The following is a 20,368-nucleotide window of genomic DNA, read 5'->3' as shown; positions in this document are numbered from 1 at the left end:
AGGAGAGGGAAGGGCATGGCAAATGGCATAGACGACAAACTGGTGCTGGCGATTTCTTCGCGAGCGCTGTTCGACTTGAGTGAAAGCCACAAGGTTTATCTGTCGAGTGGTGTCGAGGCCTATCGGCAATACCAGATCGAACACGAAGACGAAATTCTTGAACCCGGCGATGCGTTCCCGTTAGTCGAAAAACTCCTGAACCTGAACGCCAGTCTCGGCCGTGCCCGGGTCGAGGTGATCCTGGTGTCGCGCAACAGCGCCGACACCGGCCTGCGGGTTTTTAACTCGATTCATCACTATGGCCTGGCGATCTCGCGTGCGGCATTTGTCGGCGGACGCAGCCCTTATCCGTACCTCAAGGCCTTTGGCTGCGACCTGTTTCTTTCGACCCATTCCGACGATGTGCGCAGTGCGCTGGATGCGGGTTTCGCCGCAGCGACTATTCTGTCGGGCGGTGCCAGTCGCGCCGCCAGTGATGAATTGCGCATTGCTTTCGACGGTGACGCGGTGCTGTTTTCCGATGAGTCGGAGCGGGTCTATCAGTCGGGAGGTCTGGCGGCGTTTCAGGCCAGCGAACGCGAGTCAGCCCGCGAACCTCTGCGTGGCGGACCGTTCAAAGGCTTCCTCGCAGCGCTCAATCTTTTGCAGCGCGAGTTCCCCGATGATGCCTGTCCGATTCGCACCGCGCTGGTGACCGCGCGCTCGGCGCCGGCTCATGAACGGGTGATCCGCACCTTGCGCGAATGGGACATCCGTCTGGACGAATCGCTGTTCCTTGGGGGGCTGACCAAATCGGCTTTTCTCGAAGCCTTTGCCGCCGACGTATTTTTCGACGATCAGGCCGGCCATTGCGAGCTCGCCCGCGAAGTGGTCGCCACCGGTCATGTGCCGCATGGCATCAGTAACGAGCCGTCGATTTAAAGCGCTGCGGTTCGATGCGCGGAGCCGAACGCCGCACTCGCCACGGCACTGCTAAGCTGAATCAATCTCCGCCATGTTGGCATTAAAGGAGGTCACTATGATTCATTCGATGCTGTATGCCACCGACCTCGGTCTGTATGCACCTTTTGTGATGCAGCATGCGTTGGCACTGGCTCGAACATTCAATGCCGATTTGTATGTGGTGCACGCGGTTGAGCCGATGGGGTTGTTCGCCGAATCGGTGCTTCAGAGTTACCTCGATGAGCAGGCCTTGAACGAGTTTCACAGTCAGGGTCTGAATACGGTAATTGCCAATATCGAGCAGCGGGTGCTCGACAGCTTTCGCGAAGAACTGGGGGATGAGGGGGAGCAGGATTTGCAACGGATTCGGGCAGTGCGGGTGCTGCAGGGCGATCCGTCGCAGGTGATTCTCGACCAGGCGCAGAAACTCTCCGTCGATTTGCTGATCGTAGGGAGTCACAGTCATGGCGCTGGCGCGGAAACGCCATTGGGCCGAACAGCTGCGCGCGTGTTGCAACTGTCCAGGGTGCCGGTCTATCTGGTGCCGCTGATGGAGCGTCGGCGCAAAGGGGATCGCTAGGACACGAATAATGGCATTTTGATAAAAAAGTTCTAGATTTATTAATCAAACCATTAATATAGTTATATATCGTCGCTGATGCCCGTGGCGTCTACCTGCTTTGAGGGATTCATATGAAGCTTCAACAATTGCGCTACATCTGGGAAGTGGCGCACCACGACCTCAACGTTTCAGCTACAGCCCAAAGCCTCTACACCTCGCAACCGGGCATCAGCAAACAGATCCGTCTGCTGGAAGACGAATTGGGGGTCGAGGTTTTCGCCCGCAGCGGCAAGCACTTGACCCGGGTTACCCCGGCCGGCGAGCGCATCATCACCACCGCTGGTGAGATCCTGCGCAAAGTTGAAAGCATCAAGCAGATCGCCCAGGAATTCTCCAATGAGAAAAAGGGCACCCTGTCGATCGCCACCACGCACACCCAGGCGCGTTACGCGTTGCCACCAGTGATCAGCAATTTCATCAAGCAATACCCGGACGTTGCCCTGCACATGCACCAGGGTTCGCCGATGCAGATCGCCGAGATGGCCGCTGACGGCACCGTCGATTTCGCCATCGCCACCGAAGCGCTGGAGCTGTTCGGTGACCTGGTGATGATGCCGTGCTACCGCTGGAACCGCTGCGTGGTCGTGCCTCAGGGTCACCCGCTGACCAAGCTGTCGAAGCTGACCCTCGAAGCCCTGGCCGAATACCCGATCGTGACCTACGTGTTCGGTTTCACCGGCCGTTCGAAACTCGACGAAGCCTTCAGCCATCGTGGCCTGACACCGAAAGTGGTGTTCACCGCGGCCGACGCGGACGTGATCAAGACTTACGTCCGTCTGGGCCTGGGCGTAGGGATCGTGGCGAAAATGGCGGTCGACACCAAGCTTGATAGCGACCTGGTGGTGCTCGATGCCAGCGAGTTGTTCGAATCCAGCATTACCAAAATCGGTTTCCGTCGCGGCACGTTCCTGCGTGGTTTCATGTGCGACTTCATCGAGAAATTCGCTCCGCACCTGACCCGCGAAGTCATGGCCAAGGCCATTCAGTGCCACAACAAACAGGAACTGGAAGAGCTGTTCGACGGCGTCGAACTGCCGGTGCATTAATCGTCAATCTTCTTGCCTAGACCACCTCGGTAACAGAAAACTGTTGCCGAGCGCCCGCCACCAGAATCTCCACTTCATCCCCTTCGAACTTGCCCAGCAGGCTTTTGCCCAGCGGCGAACGGGGGGTGATGACGGTAATCAGTTGTCCCACCAGATCAACCTTCATCCCGGCCGCGTCAGGGGCCAGGAACAGCCATTGCTCGCGACCCTTTTCGTCTTCCAGACCGAGCAGTGCACCGACTTCGATACCGCGCTGATCGTCATAAGGCCGCAGAGTCAGGTTCTGGCAAAGGGTCAATGACTGCCTGATTTCTTCCACTCGTCTGGCCTGTCCGGCCGCCAGATAAGACGCCTCCAGCCCCAACGTGTCGTACTTGTTTTCGGCTATGTTTTCTTCGTGGGTCGCGGTTTCGTAAGCGGTTTGCGCGGCACGCTCGGCGATGTCGAGATCGATCCGCAGCTTGTCGATAATCAGTTGGTGGACGGTCGGCTTGTGCATAGAGAGCTTCATGATCAATCGCAGAACTGAAGGACGTTGGCGCGGCTTTTTTCGCTCGGCGCAGTTTGATTCTGCTGCAGCCAGAACTGGCATTTGGGATTGGACAGATTGTGTTTGCTGCTTCTGGCCTGTTCCACCATTTGCTGCTGTTCATTCCTGCGCAGGTGGTCCTCGTACTGTTCGAACATCGGGTTCTGCGGGGCCGGTTGCTCAATCACCGGTGGCTTGGCCAGTTGTTCCACCGCCTGGGCCAAGGGCGCCAATTGCTCGTTGAACAACAGGCGCCAGGCGAGCCAGCAAGTCAGTGCGATCGCGATGAATCCCAGCCACAAACCGAGGGCAATGCTGCCGGTCAGTTGCAGCGCATTAAACTGAATCGGCAAGGGACGGCGCGGGTTGGGACGGTAGGGCATTACTGCCTCCTGGCGGGTAGTCGCGGGCAAGTGGCGATTGTCGCATGAAGATTAATCGCCGTCGGCTCTTCTGCACGGGGTAATTTATGCGGACAATCGGCGCCTTTGCCAACGGGAGCCTGGAATGCCTGAAATGAAAACCCGCTGGGATATTTTTTGCACCGTAGTCGACAACTTCGGCGACATCGGTGTGACCTGGCGCCTGGCCCGACAACTGGTGGCCGAACATGCCGTGACGGTGCGCTTGTGGGTCGACGACCTGCGGGCCTTCGAGCGTTTGTGTCCGCAAATCGATATCAACGCTGCGCAGCAGTGGCAACAGGGCGTCGAGGTGCGACAGTGGTCGGCCGACTGGCAGCCCACCGAAGCCGCTGATGTCGTCATCGCCGCATTCGCCTGCCAGTTGCCGAGTGCTTATATGGAGGCCATGGCTGCACGGGAAAAACCGCCGCTGTGGATGAACCTCGATTATCTGAGTGCCGAAGACTGGGTCGTTGGCTGTCACGGCTTGCCATCGGTGAAGTACAAGAATGTGCAGAAGTTCTTTTTCTTCCCGGGCTTTCGCAAGGGCACCGGTGGCTTGCTACGCGAAAGCGGATTGCTGGAGCGGCGTCGGCAATTTCAGCAAAGTCCGCAAGCTCAGCGGGAATTCCTGCAAGGCTTGGGAGTTGATCGCGCGCCGAATGCACAGCTGATCTCGCTGTTCGCCTACGAAAATACCGGGCTGGCCAGTTGGCTCGACACGATGGTGGCCGATTCGACGCCGACTCATTTGCTGGTACCCGAAGGCCGTATTCTCGGCGATGTCGAACGTTGGCTCGGGGTGGATGGGCTGAAGGCCGGGGCGGTGTATGTGCGCGATGCCTTGACCGTGCAAGTGCTGCCATTCGTCCGACAGGATCAATATGACCTGCTGCTGTGGAGCTGCGATTTCAACGCCGTACGCGGCGAAGACTCCTTTGTCCGCGCCCAATGGGCTGGCCGTCCGCTGCTCTGGCACATCTATCGGCAGGACGAAGACATCCATCTGGACAAGCTCGATGCTTTCCTGACCCTGTACACCCAAGGCCTGTCCGAGCCTGCCCGCGAGGCGATCAGCGGTCTATGGCGGGCATGGAATGCAGGTGAGACAATGGCGGATCACTGGAAATCAACCCGCAAACACTGGCCTGAACTGGAAAAACATGCCGAGACATGGTGTCTGGAACAAGCCTTGCAGGCAGATCTTGCCGCAGCGCTGGTACAGTTTTACCTAAATTGGATATGATACGCGGCCTAGATTTTTGTAAATCCCATCCAAATTCGGATATTCGCAATGAAAACTGGTAAAGAACTGAAACCCGGTACCGTGATCCGTCTCGAAAACGATCCTTGGCTGGTTCAGAAAGCTGAATTCACCAAATCTGGTCGTAACAGCGCGATCATGAAGACCAAGCTGAAAAACCTGCTGACCGGTTACAAGACCGAGATCGTTTACAGCGCTGACGACAAACTGGACGACGTAATCCTCGACCGCAAAGAAGCGACCCTGTCCTTCATCAGCGGCGACACCTACACGTTCATGGACACCACTGACTACACCATGTACGAGCTGAACGCTGAAGACATCGAAGCCGTTCTGCCTTTCGTTGAAGAAGGCATGACCGATGTTTGCGAAGCGATCTTCTTCGAAGAGCGTCTGGTTTCCGTAGAACTGCCGACCACTATCGTGCGCGTAGTTGACTACACCGAAGGTTCGGCTCGCGGCGACACTTCCGGCAAGGTGATGAAGCCTGCCAAGCTGAGCAACGGTACTGAACTGCAAGTTGCTGACTTCATCGAAATCGGTGACAAGATCGAGATCGACACCCGCGAAGGCGGTTCCTACAAAGGCCGTGCTAAATAAGCACAGCTTGAGGAATGAAAAAGCCCGACCATTGAGTCGGGCTTTTTTGTGCCTGTCAGAAAGATTCAAGCCAGTTGCATAAAACCCTGTGGGAGCGGCGTTATTTCTTCAGATGTTGCTTGAGTTCTTCGGATGCCTGCAGCATGGCCGAGCGCACCGCGGGCACCTGGCTCACTACGTTGAGCAAACCATAGTCGTGGATCATGCCGTTGTAGCGTACTGCCGTGACCGGTACGCCAGCCTCATCGAGTTTACGGGCATAGGCTTCACCCTCATCGCGCAGGACATCGGCGCCAGCCGTCTGCACCAGGGCGGGAGGCAAGCCCTTGAGTTGCTCGGTGGTCGCCCGCAGCGGTGAGGCGTAGATCTCGCTCCGCTGTTTGGCATCGGTGATGTAGTTGTCCCAGAACCACTTCATCATGTTTTTGGTGAGGAAGTGTCCCTCGGCGAACTGGTTGTAAGACGCCGTCTCGAAGCTGGCGTCAGTCACCGGCCACAACAACACCTGGAACCTGATCGCCGGTGTGCCTTTGACTTTGGCCATCAACGCAACCACGGCTGCCATGTTGCCACCGACGCTGTTGCCGGCCACGGCCAGACGTTTGCCGTCGACGTTGATCTCTTTGCCGTGCTCGGCCACCCACTTCGTCGCGGCGTACGCCTGGTTGATCGCCACCGGGTAATGCGCTTCTGGCGACGGGGTGTAATTGACGAACACTGCCGCCGCGCCCGAACCCGTTACCAAGTCGCGAACCAGTCGTTCGTGGGTCGGGAAATCCCCCAGCACCCAGCCACCGCCGTGAAAGAACATGAACACCGGCAGCTCGCCTTTGACCCCGGCCGGCCGAACGATGGTCAGGCTGATCGGTTGGCCGTCGACCTGGATGGTCTTCTCGCTGACATCGGCTTTGGGCAGTGTCAGTTTCACCCCTGCCTGCGCGCCCACCAACACCGCACGGGCTTCGGCAGGGGTGAGCTGTTCCATCGGTTTGCCGGTGCCGGCATTCAGTACATCGAGGAACGCCTGGGTGTTGTGTTCAACTCCGTTGCCTGCGAATGCGCTGTTAATGGACAGGGCGAGAAGAGTACCGGTCAAGACTTTGCTGACAGTGTTCATATTCATTTCCTGTTCGACCTTGAAGTCAGCGGTTAGACGGTAACGTGCAGGCGCACATCGACGTTGCCACGGGTGGCGTTGGAGTACGGGCAAACCTGGTGGGCAGCTTCGACCAGGCTTTGTGCATCGGCTTGCTCAAGACCCGGCAGGCTGATGTGCAGATCGATATCCAGACCGAAACCGCCAGGGATCTGGCCGATGCCGACATGGGCGGTAATCGATGCATCGTCCGGGATTTTGCGTTTGGTCTGGCTGGCGACGAATTTCAACGCGCCGATAAAGCAGGCGGAGTAGCCAGCTGCAAACAGTTGTTCAGGGTTGGTTGCCGCGCCGCCAGCACCACCGAGTTCTTTCGGGGTCGCGAGTTTGACGTCGAGGATGTTGTCACTGGAGATCGCACGACCGTCACGGCCGCCGGTGGAGGTTGCGATTGCGGTGTAGAGAGTTTGCATGGTGTGAGCCTCATTCGGATTTGGATGTTTTTGCGCTAAATGTTTGCGCGCTAAGTAAGTGCGAGGTGAATGTGGCTCGCAAGTATTTAGTGCGCAATATAAATTTTGAAGAAAATTTGGCCCGCACTGAACGCGCTCGACTAAAAGTGTTGAGTTAGAGCTGTCGAGGCGGGATTTTTGCGGGGGATTTTTTTTCGAGGACAGGGTGGGCGAAGCGGATTTTTGAGAGCGCTACAAAACAAATGTGGAGCGAGCCTGCTCGCGATAGCAGTGTGTCAGTCAACATCAATGCTGAATGTCACTCCGCTATCGCGAGCAGCCTCGCTCCCACAAGGGATTGGTGGTGTTTTGGAGGTCAGAGGCTGTCTTGCAGATGACTACGCAGCGCTTGAAGATCCGCTTGCAGCTTCTTCAACTGTTCCAGCGTTTGTCCGCTGGCGCCGAGGATGCACTGGGGAATGCCCCGTGCCTTGTCTCGCAGCGCACGGCCTTGCTCGGTCAGTTCGACAATCACCACTCGCTCGTCTTCACGGCTGCGGGTGCGGCTCAGCAGGCCTTCGGCTTCCAGACGCTTGAGCAGCGGGGTGAGGGAACCGGGATCGGTCAGCAGTCGGGTGCTGATTTCGCCGACCGTCAGCCCATCCTTTTCCCACAACACCATCATCGCCAGGTACTGCGGATAGGTCAGGCCCAGCGTTTGCAGCAGCGGCTTGTAGACCTTGGTCATTAGCAGCGAGGTGGAATGCAGGGCGAAGCAGACCTGATTGTCCAGCAGCAGGTCGTCGCAGTTGTCCGGGTTGTTGCGCTCGGTGTTCATTTCAAAGCCTTGATCAGTGATCGTCATGAATCTAGCGGGCGAATCTTTAATGCGCCAGATAATTCTGGACTAGTGGCGGTCCAGGTTGGTTTGCAGCGCCAGGTCCCACGGCGGGATGGGGCTGAAACGGGTCTTCAGGTATTCCAGCAACAAACGGCTGCGCGAACTGGGTTGCTGCTCCAGGCGCAACGCGTAAATGCCGGTGCTTTCCGGTTTTGGCAAACCATTCTCGCAAAACAGCGGCAGCAGTTCGCCGCGTAATAAGTATTCGCTGGCCAGCCAGGTCGGCAAGTGCGCGATGCCCAATCCGGCCAGTGCGCCGCACACCAGCGCCTCGGCATTGTTGGCGCTCATGCGGATTCGCGCTGGTCGGTGCAAGTGCATCTGCCCCTCCCGTTCGAAGCGCCAGGCGAACGGCGGAGCCAGGCCTTCCCAGTCGAGGCCATCATGGTCGACCAACTGCGCAGGGTCGGTCGGCACGCCACGGCGTTGCAGATAATCGGGGCTGGCGCAGGCGATGCGCACCATGCTCGCCAGCGGTGTCGCCACCAGCCGGGTGTCGGCCATCTGCCCTGCACGCAACACCAGATCGACCTTGCCCAGGTTCGAGCCCTGCATATCGACAAAGCTGTCGATCAGGTGCAACTGCACGTCGAGGCCGGGGTAAAGCGTCAGGAAATCGGCAATCACCGGCGCCAAGTGTCGGCGTCCGAACGCTGCCGGCGCATCCACCCGAATCAAGCCTTCCGGCGCACTGCTAAGAGACACCGCTTCCGCCCGGGCCAGGCGCAGTTCAGCGACGATCCGCCGCGCACGCTCGGCAAAAGCCAGACCGGCCGGGGTCGCGCGCACGGCATGGGTGCTGCGAATAAACAACTGGCTGCCGACCGCGCTTTCGAGGCTGTCGATGCGTCGCGCCACGGCCGAAGGCGTCAATGGATGACGGCGGGAGGCGGCGGAAAAACTGCCGCTTTCCAGCACATCGAGAAACAGGCCAAGTTGTTCGGTCAATTGGTTGGGGTTCATGGTTTCGTCGATGCTTGTGCGAAATTGGCACAGCCATTGTGCGTTGCTGTGCGTTTCCCCGCCAGCGCCGACTGCGTAGGATGAACAGCCTCACAAAAGGAAATTCGCCTGTGATTGAGTTCTTGATGTATCTGGTTTTTGGCGCGGCCCTGGGAACCCTCGGCGGTCTGTTCGGCATTGGGGGCGGATTGGTCGCGATCCCGCTGCTGGGCGTGTGGTTCGGTCTTGATCAGCAGATCGCCCAAGGCACGGCGCTGGTGATGGTGGTGCCGAACGTGATGCTGGCGCTGTGGCGCTATCACCAGCGCAATCGCATCGAATTGCGGCATGCGCTGCCACTGGCCTCGATGGGATTTTTCTTCGCCTGGATCGGTTCGATCTGGGCGGTGGGTATCGATGCGCAAACCATGCGCTTGGGCTTCGTCGCTTTTCTGATCGCGCTGTCGGCCTACAACCTGATGCGAATGTTCACCACCAATGCACCGGCCTCTTCGCAGATGCGCTATTCCTGGCCGTGGCTGGGTGTGCTCGGCGCGGCTTCCGGGACGATGGGCGGACTATTTGGAGTGGGCGGGGCGGTGGTCGCAACGCCGGTGTTGACCAGCCTGTTCGGTACCACTCAAGTGGTTGCTCAAGGGTTGGCGCTGGCGCTGGCGTTGCCGAGTACGGGCGTCACCCTGGCGACTTATGCGGTGCACCATCAAGTGCATTGGGCGATCGGTGTGCCGTTGGCGGTCGGTGGATTGATGAGCATCAGTTGGGGCGTGAGAATTGCCCACGCATTGCCGGAGCGGCTCCTGCGCGGGCTGTTCTGTGGTTTTCTGGTGGTCTGTGCGGTGATGCTCGCGTTTAAAGTTTGAAACCTTCGACGATGTGCTCGGCCAGGCATTCGGTGATAGGTGAAGGGTTGTTCAGGTTGCGGATCAGCATGATGCTGGCTTCCGGCAACAGCGGCAGGTCTTCGTTGGCGCCAAGGATGCGCATGTCCGGTGTGATCAGGCTTTCCAGCTGCGCGGTGATCGCCAGGCCCGCGCTGACCACGGCCATCAACGCCGACAGGCTGGAGCTGTTGTAGGCAATCCGGTAGTCGCGGCCCATGGCGTCCAGGGCATTGCACGCCCAGAGGCGGCAGAAGCAATCGCTGTTGAACATCGCCAGCGGCAGCGGCGTTTGTTCGTGGGCGCTGAAGCATTGGGCTTCGGCCCAGACAAAACGCTCCTTGCGCAACAACTGGCCGATCTCGTTACCCGGCTCACGGGTGACGATGGACAGGTCCAGGTCCTGGCGCTGCAACAGTTGCCGGGTCGATTCGCAATGAACCTCGATCTGGATCAATGGGTAGAACTGCGCAAAGCGCGACAGGATGCCCGGCAGAAAACGCATGACGTAATCATCAGGCGTGCCGATGCGCACCGTGCCGACCATGTGTGGCTCGCGCAGGGTATTGAAGACTTCGCTATGGAGTTTGAGGATGCGCCGCGCATAGCCCAGCAATACCTGGCCTTCGGCGGTCAGCTTGACCTGGCGCCCGTCGCGTTCGAACAGCTGGCGCTGCAACACGTCCTCTTCCAGGCGTTTCATCTGCATGCTCACCGCCGATTGAGTGCGGTTGACCATTTCACCGGCGCGGGTAAAACCGCCCTGATCGGCGATCGCGACGAAGGTGCGCAGTACATCGGTGTCGATACTGGGGTAAGCGGACATTCATCAATCTCCGAGATGTATATCATCAGAAACATTCGTTGGATTGATCTTATCGCTGGCGCGAGACTTGAGCCATCCCAAAAGGAGGGCAATACGATGAAAGGTCACAACGAGCATGTAACGGAACAAAAATTCTCAATCCACGCGGTATCCGAACTGCTGCACAAGTTTAGTCGCTGGTACGAACTTCACCGTGAACGTGAAATGTTGGCGGGCTTGAGCGACGAAGCACTGAAGGATATCGGCGTGAGCCGTGCGGATGTGGAGCATGAGACGGTAAGACCGTTCTGGGATGATCCGATGCATAAATGATGATGCCATCGCTACACAAACCGCTTACGGGTGAGGTAGGTTGCGAGCAGACAAGGAGATGCTCATGCCCGCCACACTGTCTTTTTCCCTCAAACAGGTTCGGCGTCTGGCGCTGGCTGCCCAAGGGTTCAACGGGCGCCAGCCGCCGGCGGCGATCAAACCGGTTCAGCTCAACCGGCTGATCGAGCGCCTGGGCATTCTGCAGATCGATTCGGTCAATGCGTTGGTGCGTTCGCACTACCTTCCCTTGTTTTCCCGTCTTGGCAATTACCCATCCGACTTGCTTGATCAGGCTGCCTGGAGTCAGGGCCGTCGACGCACGTTGTTCGAGTACTGGGGTCATGAAGCGTCTTTGTTGCCCTTGTCGATGTACCCCTTGATGCGCTGGCGTATGCAGCGCGCGACCCGCGGCGAAGACATCTATCAGCAACTGGCGCGCTTCGGTCATGAGCAGCAAGACACGATTCGCCGCGTGCTGGCGTCGGTACAGGAACTCGGTGCGCTGGGGGCCGGCAGCTTGTCGACCCGGCAGGAGCGGGCAGGACCGTGGTGGGACTGGAGCGCGGAAAAGCATGCGCTGGAATGGTTGTTCGCTGCCGGTGAAGTGACCGTGGCCGGTCGGCGCGGGTTCGAACGGCTTTATGATTTGCCGGAGCGGGTGATTCCTTCGGCGATTCTCCAGCAGCCCTTGCTTAGCGAAGCCGAGGCTCAGCGCGGTCTGCTGCTGCACGCCGCCACGGCTTTGGGCATCGGCACGGAAAAAGACCTGCGAGATTATTTTCGCTTGAGCCCTGCCGATAGCCGACCGCGTCTGGCGGAGCTGGTCGAGGCGGGTGATCTGCTGCTCTGTGAAGTTGAAGGCTGGCGGCAACCGGCCTATTGCCTGGCAGGGCCGAGAGTGCCGCGCAAGGTCGAGGCCAGTGCGCTGCTTTCACCGTTCGATTCGCTGATCTGGGAGCGCAGCCGCACCGAGCGATTGTTCGATTTCCGTTATCGGCTGGAGATTTATACACCGCAGCACAAGCGCGTCTACGGCTATTACGTATTGCCGTTTTTGCACAATGAGCGGATTGCTGCGCGGGTCGATTTGCGGGCCGAACGGGCGTTGAACCGGTTGGCGGTGCATGCCGTGCATGAGGAAGAGCCGGGGCTGGATGAGGCGGGGATGCTGGCGTTGGCGGTCAATCTGCGGCAGATGGCGGATTGGCTGGGGCTGGAGCAGATTCAGTTGAATTGCCCGCGGGCGAGTGCGGCAAGATTGCGGGTGGCATTGGCACAGATTGATGGTGATTGAACCGACGCCATCGCGGGCAAGCCCGCTCCCACAGGGTTAGCGCCAGACACATAATTTGTGAGCGACGCGGTCACTGTGGGAGCGGGCTTGCCCGCGATGGCGGCCTGTCAGGCAATAAAAAACTACTGACTCACCGCCGAACCTGCTTCAGGGTTTCGGCAATCAAAAACGCCAGTTCCAGCGACTGATCGGCATTCATCCGTGGGTCGCAGTGGGTGTGGTAACGGTCTGACAACCCATCCTCGGTAATCGGCCGCGCGCCGCCGATGCATTCGGTGACATTCTGCCCGGTCATTTCGATGTGGATGCCGCCGGCATAACTGCCTTCCGCCTCGTGAACCTGGAAGAACTGCTTCACCTCGCCAAGGATCTGCGCGAAGTCGCGGGTCTTGTAGCCGCTGCTGGCCTTGATGGTGTTGCCGTGCATTGGGTCGGAGCTCCAAAGCACCTGCTTGCCTTCACGCTGCACCGCGCGGATCAGCTGCGGCAGGTGATCGCCGACCTTGTTCGCGCCCATCCGCGCAATCAGGTTCAGGCGACCCGGGTCGTTGTCCGGGTTGAGCACATCGATCAGGCGAATCAGGTCTTCAGGGTTCATGCTCGGGCCGACCTTGACGCCGATCGGGTTGTGCACCCCGCGCAGGAATTCGATATGAGCGCCGTCCAGTTGACGGGTACGGTCGCCGATCCACAGCATGTGGGCCGAGCAGTCGTAGTAGTCGTTGGTCAGGCTGTCGCGACGCACGAAAGCTTCTTCGTAGTTCAGCAGCAACGCTTCATGGGCGGTGAAGAAACTGGTTTCACGCAGTTGCGGCGAGCTGTCCATGCCGCAGGCGCGCATGAAGGCCAGGGTTTCATCGATGCGATCGGCCAGATGGCTGTACTTCTCGGCCAGCGCCGAGTTGGCGATGAAGTCCAGGTTCCACTTGTGCACCTGATGCAGGTCGGCAAAACCGCCTTGGGCAAAGGCGCGCAGCAGGTTCAGGGTTGCAGTGGACTGGTGGTAAGACTGCAGCAGACGATCCGGGTCCGGTACGCGGCTTTTTTCGTCGAAACCGATGCCGTTGACGATATCGCCACGGTAGGCCGGCAGCGTTACGCCGTTGATGGTTTCATCGTTGGCCGAGCGAGGCTTGGCGAACTGGCCGGCCATGCGTCCGACTTTGACCACCGGGCAACCGGCGGCGAAGGTCATGACGATCGCCATTTGCAGCAACACTTTAAACGTGTCGCGAATTTTCGCGGCGGAGAATTCTGCAAAGCTTTCGGCGCAGTCGCCGCCCTGCAACAGAAACGCCCGGCCCTGAGTTACTTCGGCAAACTGACGGCGCAACTCCCGTGCTTCACCGGCAAACACCAGTGGCGGATAGCTCGCCAGGGTTTGCTCGACGTGCAGCAAATGCGCCGCGTCGGGGTATTGGGGTTGTTGCTGGATCGGCAGGGCGCGCCAGCTGTCAGGGCTCCAGGGTTGGCTCATTGCAGTCTCTAGTGTTTTCCGCTCGGACGGTTATGTTATCAGCAATTAGTGCGTGACCTGTTCCCGTCGCTTCGCGGACAATCGCGCCTTTGCCGCGCCACCCACGCGGTCTTATTGCACTGCTATTTATTACATTGCAGGCCCGGTGACATCAGGAGACGAAATGACTGAGGAGCGCGTCGAGCATCTGCTCGCCGAGGTACAGGATGAATTCGGCGTGATTCGCGTGCTGGAAGTGGCTGATTACCGTTTTCTGGAGTTCGGTGATGCCATCGAACAGAGCTGCGTGTTCACCGCTGACCCGAGCTGGCTCGAGTACGATTACACCCGGGCGATGTTGATTGGGGCGCTGTGCCACGAACAACCGGAAAGTGCGCTGTTCCTCGGGCTCGGCGCCGGCACTCTGACCCAGGCGTGCCTCAAGTTCCTGCCGCTGGAAGATGTCGAAGCCATCGAGCTGCGTCCCGACGTGCCGCGCCTGGCAATCGAATACCTCGGGCTCGATGATGATCCGCGGCTGTACATTCGCGTCGGCGATGCCCTGGAGTTGCTCGATACGGCTGAACCGGCCGATCTGATTTTCGTCGACCTCTATACCGATGTCGGGCCGGGTGTCGGGCATCTGGCCTGGAGTTTTCTGGAGAACTGTCAGAAACGGTTGAATCCGGGTGGCTGGCTGGTGATTAACCAGTGGGCCACCGACGATGGTCGACCGTTGGGGGCGGCGTTGTTGCGCGGCCTCTATCACCGGCATTACTGGGAGTTGCCGGTGAAGGAGGGCAACGTGATTCTGATCGTGCCGTCCGAGCTGGATCAGGAACTGGATCTGGATGGGCTGATCGCTCGCGCTGAAGGCCTGGCGCCGCGATTGGGGTATTCGTTGCAGTCGTTGATCAAGGCGATTCGGCCGGCGACGTGAAGCGGTGAGGTCATCTGTGGCGAGGGAGCTTGCTCCCGCTTGAGTGCGCAGCACTCACAAAATCTGCATTGATTGCCAAGATTTTTTGGGGCCGCTTCGCAGCCCAACGGGAGCAAGCTCCCTCGCCACAAAAGCCGACGTGTCAGCAGCCTTTGAAAACGCCCGGCCGCTTCTCGACCATCGACCGCACACCCTCCTTGGCATCCTCGCTATTGAGCAATGTCTTCACCAGCGCCGGCAAAGCCTGAGCTGCCGCCATTTCACCCTCATAGCGCGCCTGCCGGGCAGACATCAGCGTTGCCTGAACCCCCAGCGGTGCCTGCCGGGCGATTCGCTCAGCCAACTCGACCGCCCGCGGCAACAAGTCCTCGCTGGCCATGACCTCCTGCACCAACCCCAGATGCAAGGCGTCATGAGCGTCGAACTCATCGCCAGTAAGCAACCAGCGCATGGCATTGCCCCAGCCGGCAACTTGATGCAGGCGCAAGGTGGCGCCGCCGAACGGGAAGATCCCGCGCTGCACTTCCTTCTGCGCAAAACGGGTATTGCTGGCGCACAGGTTGATGTCGGCGGCCAGCATCAACTCGATGCCAACGGTCAGGCAGTAGCCTTGAGCCGCGACAATCACCGGTTTGCTGACCCTGGGGCCTGCGAGCACGCCCCAGGGGTCGCAGCCACCGGGCGGTGCCTGCCAGCCTTCGGCCAGGGCCGCGCCGGCGCTGACCAGATCCAGCCCGGCGGTGAAATGCTCACCATGACCGAACACCACCGCGACCCGCGCCTCGCTGTCGGCCTCGAACTCGCCATAGGCCAGACTGAGTTCATTGAGCAGGTCGAGGTCGAAGGCATTGCGTTTGGCCACCCGATCCAGGCCGATCATCAGGACATGACCGTGTCGTTCACGGGTTACACGACTGGGGCTGGGCTGATTCATGGAAGATTTCCTCGGGCGGGAAGGGGGGTGTCAGACCGAAGGTCTGCCTCACAAGAGTGAACCGTTTTAGCGCCATCGTCAGCAGGGCCGGGCCTTTGCAAAATAGACCGTCGCACGAATATCCGCAAAGCCCGTGACACAACGCTATGCGCCGGTTTTTTCCGATAAAAAAAGCTCCCTTTTCGGGCTAATTCCGGTATAGTGCGCGCCGGCCTTTAACCGGGCCGCGTTTAGGTAGCGCAATTCCCCGAAGCCAGCTTCGGCTGCACGTCCGCACAGCGGACTCTTCCTTGACGAATCTTTTTCATTCATTCGTTTTCGCAAATCCCCGCCGACAAAGCAGCCAGGGCGACTCTTGAGTCTTACACGGCATGCGCAGCTTTGGAGCATGGGTCTTTGCGGATGCACTTAGAGGCAGACCCATGACCCAGGAAACCGGCGGCTTCGCCGCTTTTAATCTTAATCCGAATATTCTTGCAGCCGTCATTGCGACCGGCTACGAAGAGCCTTCGGCTATTCAGCAGCAATCGATCCCGATCATCATGGCCGGCCACGACATGATTGGCCAAGCGCAAACCGGTACGGGTAAAACCGCCGCGTTCGCCCTGCCGATCCTGCACCGCATCGATCCTGCCAAGCGCGAGCCGCAAGCCCTGATCCTGGCGCCAACCCGTGAGTTGGCGCTGCAAGTAGCAACCGCTTTTGAAACCTACGCCAAGCAAATGCCGGGCGTTACCGTTGTGGCCGTTTACGGCGGCGCGCCTATGGGCCCACAACTGAAAGCAATCCGTAATGGCGCACAGATCGTTGTCGCCACGCCGGGCCGTCTGTGCGACCACCTGCGTCGTGACGAAAAAGTTCTGGCTACCGTGAACCACCTGGTTCTCGACGAAGCCGATGAAATGCTCAAACTGGGTTTCATGGACGACCTCGAAGTTATCTTCAAGGCCCTGCCAGCAACCCGTCAGACCGTATTGTTCTCGGCCACCCTGCCGCAGTCGATCCGTGCCATTGCCGAACGCCATCTGCGCGATCCGCAACACGTGAAGATCCAGACCAAGACTCAGACCGTTACCGCGATCGAACAGGCTCACCTGTTGGTTCACGCTGACCAGAAGACCTCGGCTGTATTGAGCCTGCTGGAAGTGGAAGATTTCGACGCCCTGATCATGTTCGTGCGTACCAAGCAAGCGACCCTGGACCTGGCCAGTGCCCTGGAAGCCAAAGGCTACAAAGCCGCTGCGCTGAACGGTGACATTGCTCAGAACCAGCGTGAGCGCGTGATCGAATCCCTCAAGGATGGCCGTCTGGACATCGTTGTGGCGACCGACGTTGCCGCTCGTGGTCTGGACGTTCCGCGCATCACTCACGTGTTCAACGTTGACATGCCGTACGATCCTGAGTCCTACGTTCACCGTATCGGCCGTACCGGCCGTGCCGGTCGCGAAGGTCGTGCACTGCTGCTGGTGACTCCTCGTGAGCGCCGCATGCTGCAAGTGATCGAGCGTGTAACCGGTCAGAAGGTTGCCGAAGTTCGTCTGCCGGACGCCCAGGCCGTTCTCGATGCCCGCATCAAGAAACTGACCAACAGCCTGTCGCCGCTGGTCGCTGATGCCGAATCGACTCACGGTGATCTGCTGGATCGCCTGACCGCCGACATCGGTTGCACCCCGCGTGCACTGGCCGCTGCTCTGCTGCGCAAGGCAACCAACGCTCAGGCGCTGACCCTGGCCGCAATCGAGAAAGAACGTCCACTGGTGCCGAACAACGCACCGCGTGGCGATCGTCCAGAGCGTTCCGGTGATCGTCCGGACCGTGGTGATCGCGAGCGTCGTGCTCCGGTTCCATTGGCCGAAGGTCGTGCTCGTTGCCGTACCGCGCTGGGTGCGCGTGATGGTATCGCTGCCAAGAACCTGCTGGGTGCCATCCTGAATGAAGGCGGTTTGGCGCGTGAAGCCATCGGCCGCATCCAGGTGCGTGACAGCTTCAGCCTCGTCGAGCTGCCGGAAGATGGTCTGGAGAAACTTCTGACCAAACTGAAGGACACTCGCGTTGCCGGTAAGCAGTTGAAGCTGCGTCGCTATCGCGAAGATTGATCCGCTCTTGAGCTGATTGATCGCACATAAAAAATCCCCGACTGGTTCGGGGATTTTTTTTTGCCTGTGTCAGCCAAAGCGATAAATATCCATCCCCAGCGCCCCCATGGTGAACCCCTGATGCGCAACGCTGAACTCACCCCCGGCCGCGCGGGCAAAGTACAGCGGCAGCAGATGCTCGTCACTCGGATGGTTACGCACAGCATTCGGAGCTTGCTGACGATAGTCGTGCAAGGCGGCTTCGTCGTTCGCTTCGAGTTTCTCGATCATCCAGTCGCGGAACGCCTTGGCCCAGGGTTCGACGCTTTCCGGGCCGGCATGCCAGTCCAGTTCGCGCAGGTTGTGGGTGATGCTGCCGGAACCGATTAGCAGCACGCCGTGCTCGCGCAGGCTGGCCAAGGCATGGCCGACGCGGGTTTGCAGGGCAGGGCCGCCACGGGTGGGTAGCGAGACCTGCACCACGGGGATATCCGCTTGCGGATACATCAACGACAAGGGCACCCAAACGCCATGGTCGAACAGCCGCTGGGAGTCGATGCGCGCCGGCAGGCCATCGGCCCTCAGCAGCTCGACCACCTCCGCTGCCAGTTGCGGATTGCCGGGGGCCGGGTATTGCACCTCAAACAAGGCCTGCGGAAAACCGCCAAAGTCGTGCCAGGTTTCAGGCTGAGGGTTGCCGCTGACCAGCAGTTCGCTGCTTTCCCAGTGCGCGGAAACCATCACGATGGCTTTAGGTTTTGGCAATGCCGCGGCCAGGCGCGCGAGAGCAGGTCCGCTGGCACCGGGTTCCAGGGCTAGCATCGGGGAGCCATGAGAGATATACAGGCTGGGGAACATGAATGAGCTCCTGAGAGTAAGATGGCACCATCTTCAGTCAGATCATTGATCTAAATCTAATATAAGTTTTAGGGTCTTTTGATCGAATTTTTCGGGGTTAATTATGCAGCCGGAGTTTTGGCACAAACGATGGGCGTCGAATCAGATCGGCTTTCATCTGCCGGAAGTGAATCCTTATCTGCAACGGTTCTGGCCAGCGTTGAGCCTGGAAGAGGGCGCTCGCGTGCTGGTGCCGCTGTGTGGGAAAAGTCTGGATCTGTTGTGGCTGGCGCACCAAGGTCATGAGGTCTTGGGGATTGAGCTGTCAGAAAAGGCCGTGGAGGATTTCTTCAGTGAGCATCAATTTGACCCGGACGTCAGTGAGCAGGGGCCGTTCAAGGTCTACCGCGCCGGTTCAATCGAGTTGTGGTGTGGCGATTTCTTTGAGCTGACGGCAGGCGATGTCGCCGATTGCAGTGGGCTGTACGACCGTGCGGCGTTGATTGCCCTGCCGCCGGCGATGCGTGAGCAATATGCGGCTCATTTGATTCGGATTCTGCCGAAGGATTCTTTAGGGCTTTTGATTACGCTGGATTACGACCAGGCGCAAATGGCCGGGCCGCCGTTTGCTGTGCTTGATGACGAAGTGCAACGGTTGTTCGGCGATGTGTGGGCGCTGAAGATTCTGGAAGACCAGGACGTTCTGGGCGAGAGCTGGAAGTTTCTCGAGGCCGGTGTGACGCGGCTTGAAGAGCGGGTTTATCGGGTTTCCAGTCGGTAAAAGCTGCTGATTGTGCTGGCCTCATCGCGGGCAAGCCCGCTCCCACAGGGGATGGTGGTGCATCGACAAACGCATATCCTTGTGGGAGCGGGCTTGCCCGCGATGAGGGCCTGAAGAGCACCGAATTAATCAAACAGACAAAAAAAGGCCCGCATTCACTGCGGGCCTTTCCTTTTAGTGCAGAGCCTGTCAGCCCCGACGGCGCAATGCGTCGATGCGCTCTTCCAGCGGCGGGTGGCTCATGAACATACGGGCGAACCCTTGTTTGAGGCCACCGTTGATGCCAAAGGCATTCAGGGTGTCCGGCATGTGCACCGGCAGCCCTTGTTCTGCACGCAGACGCTGCAGGGCACCGATCATTGCGCTGGTACCCGCCAGGCGCGCACCGGCATCATCGGCCCGGAATTCGCGCTTGCGCGAGAACCACATGACGATGGCGCTGGCCAGAATACCCAGAACCAGTTCGGCGAAGATGGTCGCTACGTAGTAGGCGATGCCTTGGCCTTCTTCGTTCTTGAAGATCACCTTGTCGACAAAGTTACCGATGATCCGGGCGAAGAACATCACGAAGGTGTTCACCACGCCCTGGATCAACGCCAAGGTGACCATGTCGCCATTGGCCACGTGGCCGATTTCGTGGGCCAGAACGGCTTTCACTTCATCCGGCGAGAAACGCTCGAGCAAGCCCTGGCTGACCGCGACCAGTGCGTCGTTCTTGTTCCAGCCGGTGGCGAAGGCGTTGGCTTCATAGGCCGGGAAAATCCCGACTTCGGGCATCTTGATCCCGGCTTCGCGGGACAGTTGCTCGACCGTTTGCAGCAGCCATTGCTCGTGCCGGGTGCGCGGCTGGCTGATGATCTGGGTGCTGGTACTCATTTTCGCCATCCACTTGGAGATGAACAGCGAGAACAGGGAACCGGCGAAACCAAAGACCGCACAGAAAATCAGCAGCTGATTGAGGTTGAGATCAACCCCGTTGGCCGCCATGAACCCGTTGAAGCCGAAAAGGCTCAGGGTGATGCTGGCAATCAGCACGACCGCCAGGTTAGTGGCCAAAAACAGCAAAATGCGCATCATGGTTGTAGAAATCTCCTCGTGCTAAAGATGTAGCGTACTGCGGGGTATATAAGGTGCTGCACCGGGCTATTCAACCGAGTGACTATTTCAAACTGTGTCCTACAGCAACAGTCTAGCGGCTTGAAAGGCATTTCCGACG

The 20,368-nt window shown here is 59.1% G+C and carries 22 protein-coding genes; 11 read left to right on the top strand and 11 right to left on the bottom strand.

The window, feature by feature from the left end; translation table 11 throughout:
* The first annotated feature begins 15 nt into the window (after nt 1–15).
* From ACZ3HH_RS06220 to cysB, 3 genes are all read left to right on the top strand, one after another.
* The gene (locus ACZ3HH_RS06220; RefSeq protein WP_253550608.1) at nt 16–921 is read left to right on the top strand and encodes a 5'-nucleotidase; all 906 of its coding nucleotides are present in this window, start codon (nt 16–18) and stop codon (nt 919–921) included.
* A gap of 97 nt (nt 922–1,018) precedes the next feature.
* Nucleotides 1,019–1,522: a universal stress protein gene (locus tag ACZ3HH_RS06215; protein ID WP_123357700.1), complete on the top strand. Its 504-nt coding sequence runs from the start codon at nt 1,019–1,021 to the stop codon at nt 1,520–1,522.
* Nucleotides 1,523–1,635: 113 nt separating this feature from the next.
* A complete protein-coding gene (cysB, locus tag ACZ3HH_RS06210) occupies nt 1,636–2,610 on the top strand; it encodes an HTH-type transcriptional regulator CysB (RefSeq protein ID WP_007899921.1) in 975 nt (324 codons plus the stop codon).
* Nucleotides 2,611–2,626: 16 nt separating this feature from the next.
* On the opposite strand, the gene ACZ3HH_RS06205 is transcribed toward cysB, so the two are convergent.
* Both ACZ3HH_RS06205 and ACZ3HH_RS06200 read right to left on the bottom strand, forming a co-directional pair.
* Nucleotides 2,627–3,109, bottom strand: coding sequence for a GreA/GreB family elongation factor (locus tag ACZ3HH_RS06205; protein WP_465803449.1), 483 nt, complete (start codon nt 3,107–3,109; stop codon nt 2,627–2,629).
* 14 nt (nt 3,110–3,123) lie between these two features.
* Complete coding sequence (locus ACZ3HH_RS06200; RefSeq protein ID WP_007899919.1) at nt 3,124–3,522, bottom strand: hypothetical protein; 399 nt, start codon at nt 3,520–3,522, stop codon at nt 3,124–3,126.
* A 124-nt stretch (nt 3,523–3,646) separates the two neighbouring features.
* Between ACZ3HH_RS06200 and earP the strand changes: the two genes are divergently transcribed.
* Together earP and ACZ3HH_RS06190 are read left to right on the top strand one after the other, a co-directional pair.
* Nucleotides 3,647–4,789 (top strand): elongation factor P maturation arginine rhamnosyltransferase EarP, encoded by a 1,143-nt coding sequence (gene earP / locus ACZ3HH_RS06195; protein ID WP_465803447.1) that lies wholly within the window; start codon nt 3,647–3,649, stop codon nt 4,787–4,789.
* A gap of 48 nt (nt 4,790–4,837) precedes the next feature.
* A complete protein-coding gene (locus ACZ3HH_RS06190) occupies nt 4,838–5,407 on the top strand; it encodes an elongation factor P (RefSeq protein WP_028619992.1) in 570 nt (189 codons plus the stop codon).
* A 100-nt stretch (nt 5,408–5,507) separates the two neighbouring features.
* Here the strand turns inward: ACZ3HH_RS06190 and ACZ3HH_RS06185 are convergent, their stop codons facing one another.
* The 4 genes from ACZ3HH_RS06185 to ACZ3HH_RS06170 form a co-directional block, all read right to left on the bottom strand.
* Nucleotides 5,508–6,524: an alpha/beta hydrolase gene (locus tag ACZ3HH_RS06185; protein WP_465803444.1), complete on the bottom strand. Its 1,017-nt coding sequence runs from the start codon at nt 6,522–6,524 to the stop codon at nt 5,508–5,510.
* A 32-nt stretch (nt 6,525–6,556) separates the two neighbouring features.
* A complete protein-coding gene (locus ACZ3HH_RS06180) occupies nt 6,557–6,976 on the bottom strand; it encodes an organic hydroperoxide resistance protein (protein ID WP_052964019.1) in 420 nt (139 codons plus the stop codon).
* 355 nt (nt 6,977–7,331) lie between these two features.
* A complete protein-coding gene (locus ACZ3HH_RS06175; protein WP_465804024.1) occupies nt 7,332–7,793 on the bottom strand; it encodes a MarR family winged helix-turn-helix transcriptional regulator in 462 nt (153 codons plus the stop codon).
* Nucleotides 7,794–7,862: 69 nt separating this feature from the next.
* Nucleotides 7,863–8,819, bottom strand: a complete 957-nt coding sequence (locus tag ACZ3HH_RS06170) for a LysR family transcriptional regulator (RefSeq protein WP_465803442.1) — start codon at nt 8,817–8,819, stop codon at nt 7,863–7,865.
* A 125-nt stretch (nt 8,820–8,944) separates the two neighbouring features.
* On the opposite strand from ACZ3HH_RS06170, the gene ACZ3HH_RS06165 reads away from it, so the two are divergent.
* The gene (locus ACZ3HH_RS06165) at nt 8,945–9,679 is read left to right on the top strand and encodes a sulfite exporter TauE/SafE family protein (RefSeq protein WP_465804022.1); all 735 of its coding nucleotides are present in this window, start codon (nt 8,945–8,947) and stop codon (nt 9,677–9,679) included.
* Here ACZ3HH_RS06165 and ACZ3HH_RS06160 read toward each other — a convergent pair.
* Nucleotides 9,669–10,523, bottom strand: a complete 855-nt coding sequence (locus ACZ3HH_RS06160; RefSeq protein ID WP_007899911.1) for a LysR substrate-binding domain-containing protein — start codon at nt 10,521–10,523, stop codon at nt 9,669–9,671. The two genes, ACZ3HH_RS06165 and ACZ3HH_RS06160, sit on opposite strands and share 11 nt — an antisense overlap.
* Nucleotides 10,524–10,619: 96 nt before the next feature.
* Here ACZ3HH_RS06160 and ACZ3HH_RS06155 point away from each other — a divergent pair, with 96 nt between their 5' ends.
* Nucleotides 10,620–10,835 carry a DUF1127 domain-containing protein gene (locus tag ACZ3HH_RS06155; protein ID WP_465803441.1) on the top strand — a complete coding sequence of 72 codons (216 nt, stop codon included), beginning with the start codon at nt 10,620–10,622 and terminating at the stop codon, nt 10,833–10,835.
* Between the two features lie 64 nt (nt 10,836–10,899).
* The gene (locus tag ACZ3HH_RS06150) at nt 10,900–12,129 is read left to right on the top strand and encodes a winged helix-turn-helix domain-containing protein (RefSeq protein WP_465803439.1); all 1,230 of its coding nucleotides are present in this window, start codon (nt 10,900–10,902) and stop codon (nt 12,127–12,129) included.
* Nucleotides 12,130–12,259: 130 nt separating this feature from the next.
* Here the strand turns inward: ACZ3HH_RS06150 and ACZ3HH_RS06145 are convergent, their stop codons facing one another.
* Complete coding sequence (locus tag ACZ3HH_RS06145) at nt 12,260–13,606, bottom strand: class II 3-deoxy-7-phosphoheptulonate synthase (RefSeq protein WP_465803438.1); 1,347 nt, start codon at nt 13,604–13,606, stop codon at nt 12,260–12,262.
* A 163-nt stretch (nt 13,607–13,769) separates the two neighbouring features.
* Here ACZ3HH_RS06145 and ACZ3HH_RS06140 point away from each other — a divergent pair, with 163 nt between their 5' ends.
* Nucleotides 13,770–14,525: a spermidine synthase gene (locus ACZ3HH_RS06140; protein ID WP_460145150.1), complete on the top strand. Its 756-nt coding sequence runs from the start codon at nt 13,770–13,772 to the stop codon at nt 14,523–14,525.
* Nucleotides 14,526–14,667: 142 nt separating this feature from the next.
* On the opposite strand, the gene ACZ3HH_RS06135 is transcribed toward ACZ3HH_RS06140, so the two are convergent.
* The gene (locus tag ACZ3HH_RS06135) at nt 14,668–15,459 is read right to left on the bottom strand and encodes a crotonase/enoyl-CoA hydratase family protein (protein ID WP_465803436.1); all 792 of its coding nucleotides are present in this window, start codon (nt 15,457–15,459) and stop codon (nt 14,668–14,670) included.
* A gap of 422 nt (nt 15,460–15,881) precedes the next feature.
* Between ACZ3HH_RS06135 and ACZ3HH_RS06130 the strand changes: the two genes are divergently transcribed.
* The gene (locus ACZ3HH_RS06130; RefSeq protein WP_007899905.1) at nt 15,882–17,555 is read left to right on the top strand and encodes a DEAD/DEAH box helicase; all 1,674 of its coding nucleotides are present in this window, start codon (nt 15,882–15,884) and stop codon (nt 17,553–17,555) included.
* Nucleotides 17,556–17,624: 69 nt separating this feature from the next.
* On the opposite strand, the gene ACZ3HH_RS06125 is transcribed toward ACZ3HH_RS06130, so the two are convergent.
* Nucleotides 17,625–18,392 (bottom strand): DODA-type extradiol aromatic ring-opening family dioxygenase, encoded by a 768-nt coding sequence (locus ACZ3HH_RS06125; protein ID WP_465803435.1) that lies wholly within the window; start codon nt 18,390–18,392, stop codon nt 17,625–17,627.
* Between the two features lie 103 nt (nt 18,393–18,495).
* Between ACZ3HH_RS06125 and ACZ3HH_RS06120 the strand changes: the two genes are divergently transcribed.
* Entirely contained in the window at nt 18,496–19,152 is a 657-nt protein-coding gene (locus ACZ3HH_RS06120) for a thiopurine S-methyltransferase (RefSeq protein ID WP_465803433.1), read from the top strand.
* A gap of 189 nt (nt 19,153–19,341) precedes the next feature.
* Here ACZ3HH_RS06120 and htpX read toward each other — a convergent pair whose 3' ends face one another.
* Complete coding sequence (gene htpX, locus ACZ3HH_RS06115) at nt 19,342–20,229, bottom strand: protease HtpX (protein ID WP_008075669.1); 888 nt, start codon at nt 20,227–20,229, stop codon at nt 19,342–19,344.
* Between the last annotated feature and the right edge of the window lie 139 nt (nt 20,230–20,368).

It is taken from the genome of Pseudomonas sp. PME37.24/025, assembly GCF_055556615.1.
Note: the sequence above shows the minus strand (reverse complement) of the source record. Positions and strands in the feature narration are given on the sequence as shown.

Excerpts from the sequence above, each read along its gene's own strand:
- ACZ3HH_RS06220 (WP_253550608.1), top strand. The coding sequence starts at position 16 with ATGGCAAATGGCATAGACGACAAACTGGTGCTGGCGATTTCTTCGCGA.
- ACZ3HH_RS06215 (WP_123357700.1), top strand. The coding sequence starts at position 1,019 with ATGATTCATTCGATGCTGTATGCCACCGACCTCGGTCTGTATGCACCT.
- cysB (WP_007899921.1), top strand. The coding sequence starts at position 1,636 with ATGAAGCTTCAACAATTGCGCTACATCTGGGAAGTGGCGCACCACGAC.
- ACZ3HH_RS06205 (WP_465803449.1), bottom strand. The coding sequence starts at position 3,109 with ATGCACAAGCCGACCGTCCACCAACTGATTATCGACAAGCTGCGGATC.
- ACZ3HH_RS06200 (WP_007899919.1), bottom strand. The coding sequence starts at position 3,522 with ATGCCCTACCGTCCCAACCCGCGCCGTCCCTTGCCGATTCAGTTTAAT.
- earP (WP_465803447.1), top strand. The coding sequence starts at position 3,647 with ATGCCTGAAATGAAAACCCGCTGGGATATTTTTTGCACCGTAGTCGAC.
- ACZ3HH_RS06190 (WP_028619992.1), top strand. The coding sequence starts at position 4,838 with ATGAAAACTGGTAAAGAACTGAAACCCGGTACCGTGATCCGTCTCGAA.
- ACZ3HH_RS06185 (WP_465803444.1), bottom strand. The coding sequence starts at position 6,524 with ATGAACACTGTCAGCAAAGTCTTGACCGGTACTCTTCTCGCCCTGTCC.
- ACZ3HH_RS06180 (WP_052964019.1), bottom strand. The coding sequence starts at position 6,976 with ATGCAAACTCTCTACACCGCAATCGCAACCTCCACCGGCGGCCGTGAC.
- ACZ3HH_RS06175 (WP_465804024.1), bottom strand. The coding sequence starts at position 7,793 with ATGAACACCGAGCGCAACAACCCGGACAACTGCGACGACCTGCTGCTG.
- ACZ3HH_RS06170 (WP_465803442.1), bottom strand. The coding sequence starts at position 8,819 with ATGAACCCCAACCAATTGACCGAACAACTTGGCCTGTTTCTCGATGTG.
- ACZ3HH_RS06165 (WP_465804022.1), top strand. The coding sequence starts at position 8,945 with ATGTATCTGGTTTTTGGCGCGGCCCTGGGAACCCTCGGCGGTCTGTTC.
- ACZ3HH_RS06160 (WP_007899911.1), bottom strand. The coding sequence starts at position 10,523 with ATGTCCGCTTACCCCAGTATCGACACCGATGTACTGCGCACCTTCGTC.
- ACZ3HH_RS06155 (WP_465803441.1), top strand. The coding sequence starts at position 10,620 with ATGAAAGGTCACAACGAGCATGTAACGGAACAAAAATTCTCAATCCAC.
- ACZ3HH_RS06150 (WP_465803439.1), top strand. The coding sequence starts at position 10,900 with ATGCCCGCCACACTGTCTTTTTCCCTCAAACAGGTTCGGCGTCTGGCG.
- ACZ3HH_RS06145 (WP_465803438.1), bottom strand. The coding sequence starts at position 13,606 with ATGAGCCAACCCTGGAGCCCTGACAGCTGGCGCGCCCTGCCGATCCAG.
- ACZ3HH_RS06140 (WP_460145150.1), top strand. The coding sequence starts at position 13,770 with ATGACTGAGGAGCGCGTCGAGCATCTGCTCGCCGAGGTACAGGATGAA.
- ACZ3HH_RS06135 (WP_465803436.1), bottom strand. The coding sequence starts at position 15,459 with ATGAATCAGCCCAGCCCCAGTCGTGTAACCCGTGAACGACACGGTCAT.
- ACZ3HH_RS06130 (WP_007899905.1), top strand. The coding sequence starts at position 15,882 with ATGACCCAGGAAACCGGCGGCTTCGCCGCTTTTAATCTTAATCCGAAT.
- ACZ3HH_RS06125 (WP_465803435.1), bottom strand. The coding sequence starts at position 18,392 with ATGTTCCCCAGCCTGTATATCTCTCATGGCTCCCCGATGCTAGCCCTG.
- ACZ3HH_RS06120 (WP_465803433.1), top strand. The coding sequence starts at position 18,496 with ATGCAGCCGGAGTTTTGGCACAAACGATGGGCGTCGAATCAGATCGGC.
- htpX (WP_008075669.1), bottom strand. The coding sequence starts at position 20,229 with ATGATGCGCATTTTGCTGTTTTTGGCCACTAACCTGGCGGTCGTGCTG.